A 5484-nucleotide genomic window follows, 5' to 3' on the forward strand; every position below is an offset into this window, starting at 1 on the left:
CTTGGCCCTGCCCATGGATCATGGAACGCGCGATCTGTTTGACCGGTCCCGAACGCAGGAGACCGTCGGCGGTGGAGGCCATCGCGATTCCGCCCTGGTGGTGGCGGAACATCAATTGCAGGAACAGTATTTCCGCGTTGGGACCACGTGCCGCCGCCAAGTTGTCCAGTTCCGCCGTGCTCGCCATCCCCGGCATCACGGGTGTCGTCTGCGCGACCGCCGCCTGATGGTGATGCGGCGACGCGTCCCCGCCGTGCATCCACGCCATCGGGTGTGCGGAGCTGGGCGGTGCGTCCGCCAGGCGCAGCCAGCCGAGCATGGTGCCGATCTCCAGGCGCTGTGTGCGGTCGAGTTGTTCGGCCAGCCGGGTGACCGCCGGATCGACCGAGCGATCGAGCCGCTGCACCATGAGCAGCGCCTGCTCGTGATGGGTGGTCATGTCCTGGACGAAGCCGATCTCGACCTCGGTGAGAACCGATGGTGGCCAGCGGTTCTCCGGCAACACCAGGGGCCGCAGCGCGGCGCCGAGCACGAGCAGCGCGAAGGCCGCTGAGGCCAGGGCGGCGGTTCGCATCCAACGCCGCATCGCTACGACCCGACGATGGACCGCTGGTCCGCAGGCGGCGAGTACACGTCGTCGTCCAGGCGCAGCACCATGAATCCGTTGTCCGAGCACGCGACGTAGAGCTGCGAGCCGCGCCATTCCGGCGGCGAGAAACACCAGTCGGTGGACACGTCGCCGAAGGCGAGGCGGCCGGTGCGCGGGGTGGTGGCATCCAGCGGGTCGAACTGTCCCTCCAGTACGGCGCGCACCGCGGGAGGGGCGCTCATGATCGGAACGCCGATGAGCGAGGCGAGCGCGTGCGGCGAGTTCCACAGGCTCAGGTTCTGCCCGGTGCGGGCGGGCGGGTTGTAGTAGGCGATCTCGCGGATGGCGAAGGGATCCCGGATATCGAACACCCGGATGCCGGAGGAGATCCATCCGCAGGCCAGGGCGGTCGGGTTGTCCTGCCGGTCGGCGGCGCAGTAGTGCGATTCGTAGGCGAAGGCGGAGCCGCCCATGGACGAACCGATATTGCTGTCGATGTGCTGGGGCAGGTTGATCTCGAGCTTGATCTTGCCCGCCACCCTGGGTGCGGTCTCGTCGGAGATATCGATGAGTTTGACGCCGCCGGAACCGCCTTCGTCGACGGTGTAGAGGTACGGCTCGCCGTCGTAGCTGACCGGGATGCTGTGCTGCGTCGCCCAGCCGTCCGTCCAGAACACCCGGCCCAGGTGGTGCACCTGCGGGTTGGGGTCGCGGCGCTGCACCGCGCTGATGTCGAGGACGGTGAATCCGCCGAGCGCGGAGATGTACATCCGGTTGCCGTCCGGGCTGATGCCGAATCCGTGTGCCTCGATACCGGTCAGTCCCTGCCACACCACGTGCGGATGGGCCGGGTCGGTCAGGTCGACCGCGCTGACGAATCCGGGCGCGATCCCCGAGGCCCAATAGGTGTTGCCGTCCGGTGAGAAGCCGCCCTCGTGTGTGGTGATCGGCAGTGGCATCGCCAGATTCGTCCCCGGGCCGGGATTGAGCAGCCGCGGGTGCGCGCAATCGGAGACGTCGTAGACCGACAGGTAGCCCACGCCCTCGCCGACCGGCACGCCGGTGCCGACCAGCAGCTTGCGCTCGGTGTTGACCTTGAGGCTCTCCCAGGTGCCCGCGAGCATAGCGGGCTCGGTCAGCGTCACCGTCGGGCGCGGATTCGCCGGATCGGACACGTCGAGCACCTGGACGCCGCGGCCCTCGCTGATCAGGTCGCCGGGAAAGAACGAGCCCAGATAGGCGCAGTGCTCGAAGCTGGTGGAGGTGATGCCCGCACCGCGGCCGGTGTAGCCGCCGACGAAGGAGATGTTGCACCGGTAGCCCTGTGTGCTGCGCCCGCTGTCGCGGTCGGCGGCGGTGACATCGCCTTGCAGGCCGTTCTCGGGGGCTGCGCCGGGTCCGCAGTCGGCGCGGGGAACGGAGGTGCGCCCGACATCGAGGAATTCCTGCACCGCGTCCCGGACATTCGATGGGGGATCGGCCGAGGCGCCCGCGGGCAGCAGCACGGCCGTGACCATGCCGATGGTGAGCAGAGCCAATGTTCTGGCACGGCACAGTCTGGCCAATGGACGCATCGTCGCGACCCCCAACTTCGTCGTCGAGATTGGCTACCCAGAGTGACTGGGACAGTCACCGCTGAACTGACTGAATGGTAATGATTCCCCTCGGCTGGAGGGTGAGTTTCGGGGAATCGCGGGCGGATTCGCGAAGTTTTCCGTCCCGCGTGATTCAGCGTGGCTGGGTCGGTCCGGTGGCCGCGTCGGTGTGCGATGCCAGAAGTTCGTCACAGGCGCGCAGCAGGGTGCGCCGCAATCCAGCTGCGCGTTCGGCCAGCGCGGACTGAGCGCGGACGTACTCGGCCCGCCCGGCGGGCGATTCGATGCGAACCGGATCATAGCCGAATTCGGACAGGTCGTAGGGGCTGGCGCGCATGTCGAGTTCTCGTGCGGCACAGGCCAATTCGAAGCAATCCAGCAGCAGGTCGGACGAGATCAGCGGGACGAGCTTGAAGCCCCACTTGTACAGATCCATATTCGCGTGCAGACAGCCCGGTTGTTCGCGGCGGAGTTGGTCGGCACGGGTGAGCGGCTCGGCGTTGCGGCCGACGGCGTCCGGGGTGAAGAAGCGGTAGGCGTCGAAATGCGTGCACCGCAGTGACATCGAGTCGAGCACGGCGTCGGTGCCCGATCGTCCCAGGCGCAGCGGCACCTTGTGGTGGCGGATGTCGTCGGTGCGATACACCATCGCCCATTCGTGCAGGCCGAAGCAGGACAGCTGCGCGGGCCGGGACGCGGTGGCACGCGACAACTCCGCGACGAACGCGACGGTGTCGCGGCGTTTGCCCAGGTATGCGGGATCGGCGGTGTAGACGTCCGCGGCGCCGGAATCGCCGCCGACACGGTGATACCCGCGTGCACCGTGGTATTCGGCGGCCTCGGCCAGCCCGATGCCGTACCCCGGATGCCAGCGCCGCAGCTGGGCGGGTTTGTGCCCGTAGTAGGTGAACAAGAAGTCGATCACCGGGTGCGACGAACCCTGCGCTCGTCGCTCGAGATAGGGCCCGACCAGGTCGTCCAGCCGGGCCCGGTGCGCGGCGGCGGATGCCCGCCACTGCGCACCGGACAACACCCGCATGGTCACCGCACCCCGCGCGGGCCGATGCCCCACGCTGCCTGGATCGTCACTCGCCCACCCGGTGCGTTCCGTCTCGGACGGTGCCGACGAATTCCTCCACCAGGTCCTCCAAGGCGACGATGCCGGTGGTGTTGCCCCGGTCGTCGACCACGCGGCCGAGGTGGCTGTTGGTGCGCCGCAGCCGCGCCAGCGCCTCGTAGAGCGTGGCGCCCATGCCCACGGTCGGCAGCGGGCGGATATCGGTGCGCGGGATGGGCGTCCCCGGGCCTGCGCTCTCGTCGGCCACCTTGTCGAGCACGTCCTTGACATGCAGGTAGCCGACCAGCGAGCCGTCGTTCGCCCGCACCGGGAAGCGGGAGAAGCCGGTCTCGGCGACGGCGGATTCGATGTCGCCGAGCGTGGTCCCGTTGCCGCGCAGCGGAATCGATCGGGTCGCGTCCAGTGGCACCATCACGTCGGCGACCACCCGGTCGCTGGTGCCGAGGGCCTGGGTGAGGCGGCGGTGCTCTTCCTCGTCGAGCAGCCCCTCCGAGCGGGACTCGCCGATCATCTCGGCCAGTTCGACCGTCGACACGGTGGCCTCCAGCTCGTCCTTCGGCTCGACGCGCAGCAGGCGCAGCGACAGGTTGGCGGCCAGGTTGTACAGCGCGATGAGCGGGCGGGCCAGTCGCAGCCACATCAGGTGCACCGGCACCAGCAGCAGCGCGCTGCGTTCCGGACCGGCCAGCGCGATGTTCTTCGGGATCATCTCGCCGAACAGGATGTGCAGGATCACCACGATGGTCAGCGCCAGCGCGAACGCCACCGGATGCAGCAGCTGGTCCGGCAGGCCGAGCAGATCGAACGGGCCTTCCAGCAGGTGCGCGACGGCGGGCTCGCCGACGCGGCCGAGCAGAATCGAGCAGATGGTGATGCCCAGTTGCGCGGCCGCGAGCATCATCGAGAGGTTCTCACCCGCCCGGATGACGATGTTCGCGTTGCGCTTGCCCTGCGCGGCAAGCGCTTCCAACCGGTCGCGGCGCGCGGAGATGAGGGCGAACTCGGCGGCGACGAAGAAGGCGTTGCCGCCCAGCAGGACGACGGTGAGCAGGACACCGAACAGATCACCCATGGCTGTGCTCCTTGGTGGCGAGGGCGTCGGCGGCGACCGGGATCAGCCGGACCCGGTCGATGCGCCGTCCGTCCATTCGCTCCACCCGGGCGATCCAGCCGCCGGAGCCGTGGTTTTCCGGCGCCGTCCACTGCTGCGAGCGGGGATTCGGCAGTACGACTTCGTCACCCGGTACCGGAATGCGGCCGAGCCGGGTGAGCACGAGGCCGCCCAGCGTCTCGTACTCGCCCTCCGGCGCGTCGTATCCGGTCGCCCGGGAGACCTCGTCGATGCGCAGCAGGCCCGAGCAGTCCCAGCCGTCGGAGACGCGCCGTACCTCGCGCTCCTCCTCGTCGTGCTCGTCGCGGACGTCGCCGAGGATCTCCTCGATGATGTCCTCCATGGTGACCAGGCCCGCGGTGCCGCCGTACTCGTCCACGACGAGGGCGACCTGCATGCCGTCGGCGCGGACGCGTTCGAGCACTTCGTCGCCGTCCAGGCTGGCGGGCACGATCGGCACCGGCTGGGCGAGCCGGGACAGCGGGGTGGTCCGGCGCGCGTGCACGGGGCGGGTGAACGCCTGCTTGACGTGCACGAAGCCGAGGGTGTTGTCGAGATCGCCGTCGATCACCGGGAACCGGGAGTAGCCGGTGCGGCCTGCCGCGTCGATCAGATCGGCGATGGTGTCGTCCTTGTCGAGCGACTCGATCTTCACCCGCGGAGTCATCAGCTCCTCGGCGCTGCGCTCGCCGAATTGCAGGGAGCGGTCCATCACCTGGGCGGTGGGCTGGTCGAGCGCGCCGCGCAGCGCGGACGTGCGCACCAGGGAGCCGAGCTCCTGCGGCGAACGGGCCGAGCGCAACTCCTCGGCGGGCTCGACGCCGAGCCTGCGGACCACCCAATTGGCGGTGCCGTTGAGGAAATGGATCATCCACTTGAACACCACCGAGAAGCCGATCATCGGTCCGGCCGTGACGCGGGCGGTCGCCAGCGGCTTGGCGATGGCGATGTTCTTGGGCACCAACTCGCCGTAGATCATCGACAGCGAGGTGGCCAGGATCAGCGCCAGCGTCAGCGCGACGCCGCTCGCGGCGGCTTCGCTCAGGCCGATGCCGGCGAACACCGGATGCAGCAGCCTGGCCAGCACCGGCTCGGCGATGTAACCGGTGAT

Annotated in this window: 5 protein-coding genes; all 5 read right to left on the reverse strand. The window is 68.9% G+C overall.

The genetic code is table 11. The features are described 5' to 3' along the window. A partial coding sequence (locus ON21_RS11725) for a DUF305 domain-containing protein (RefSeq protein WP_245562554.1) occupies positions 1–574 on the reverse strand: 574 nt, incomplete at its 3' end. Between the two features lie 14 nt (positions 575–588). Beyond that, the gene (locus ON21_RS11730) at positions 589–2163 is read right to left on the reverse strand and encodes an LVIVD repeat-containing protein (protein ID WP_039797854.1); all 1575 of its coding nucleotides are present in this window, start codon (positions 2161–2163) and stop codon (positions 589–591) included. A 154-nt stretch (positions 2164–2317) separates the two neighbouring features. After that, complete coding sequence (locus ON21_RS11735) at positions 2318–3223, reverse strand: hypothetical protein (protein WP_039797857.1); 906 nt, start codon at positions 3221–3223, stop codon at positions 2318–2320. Between the two features lie 46 nt (positions 3224–3269). Then, positions 3270–4334, reverse strand: coding sequence for a hemolysin family protein (locus ON21_RS11740; protein WP_039797855.1), 1065 nt, complete (start codon positions 4332–4334; stop codon positions 3270–3272). Then, the coding region (locus tag ON21_RS11745) for a hemolysin family protein (protein ID WP_039797856.1) at positions 4327–5484 on the reverse strand (1158 nt) is incomplete at its 5' end. The genes ON21_RS11740 and ON21_RS11745, both read right to left, overlap by 8 nt.

Origin of the sequence: Nocardia araoensis NBRC 100135 (assembly GCF_000308435.1) — a bacterium.
Classification (GTDB): Bacteria; Actinomycetota; Actinomycetes; order Mycobacteriales; family Mycobacteriaceae; genus Nocardia; species Nocardia araoensis.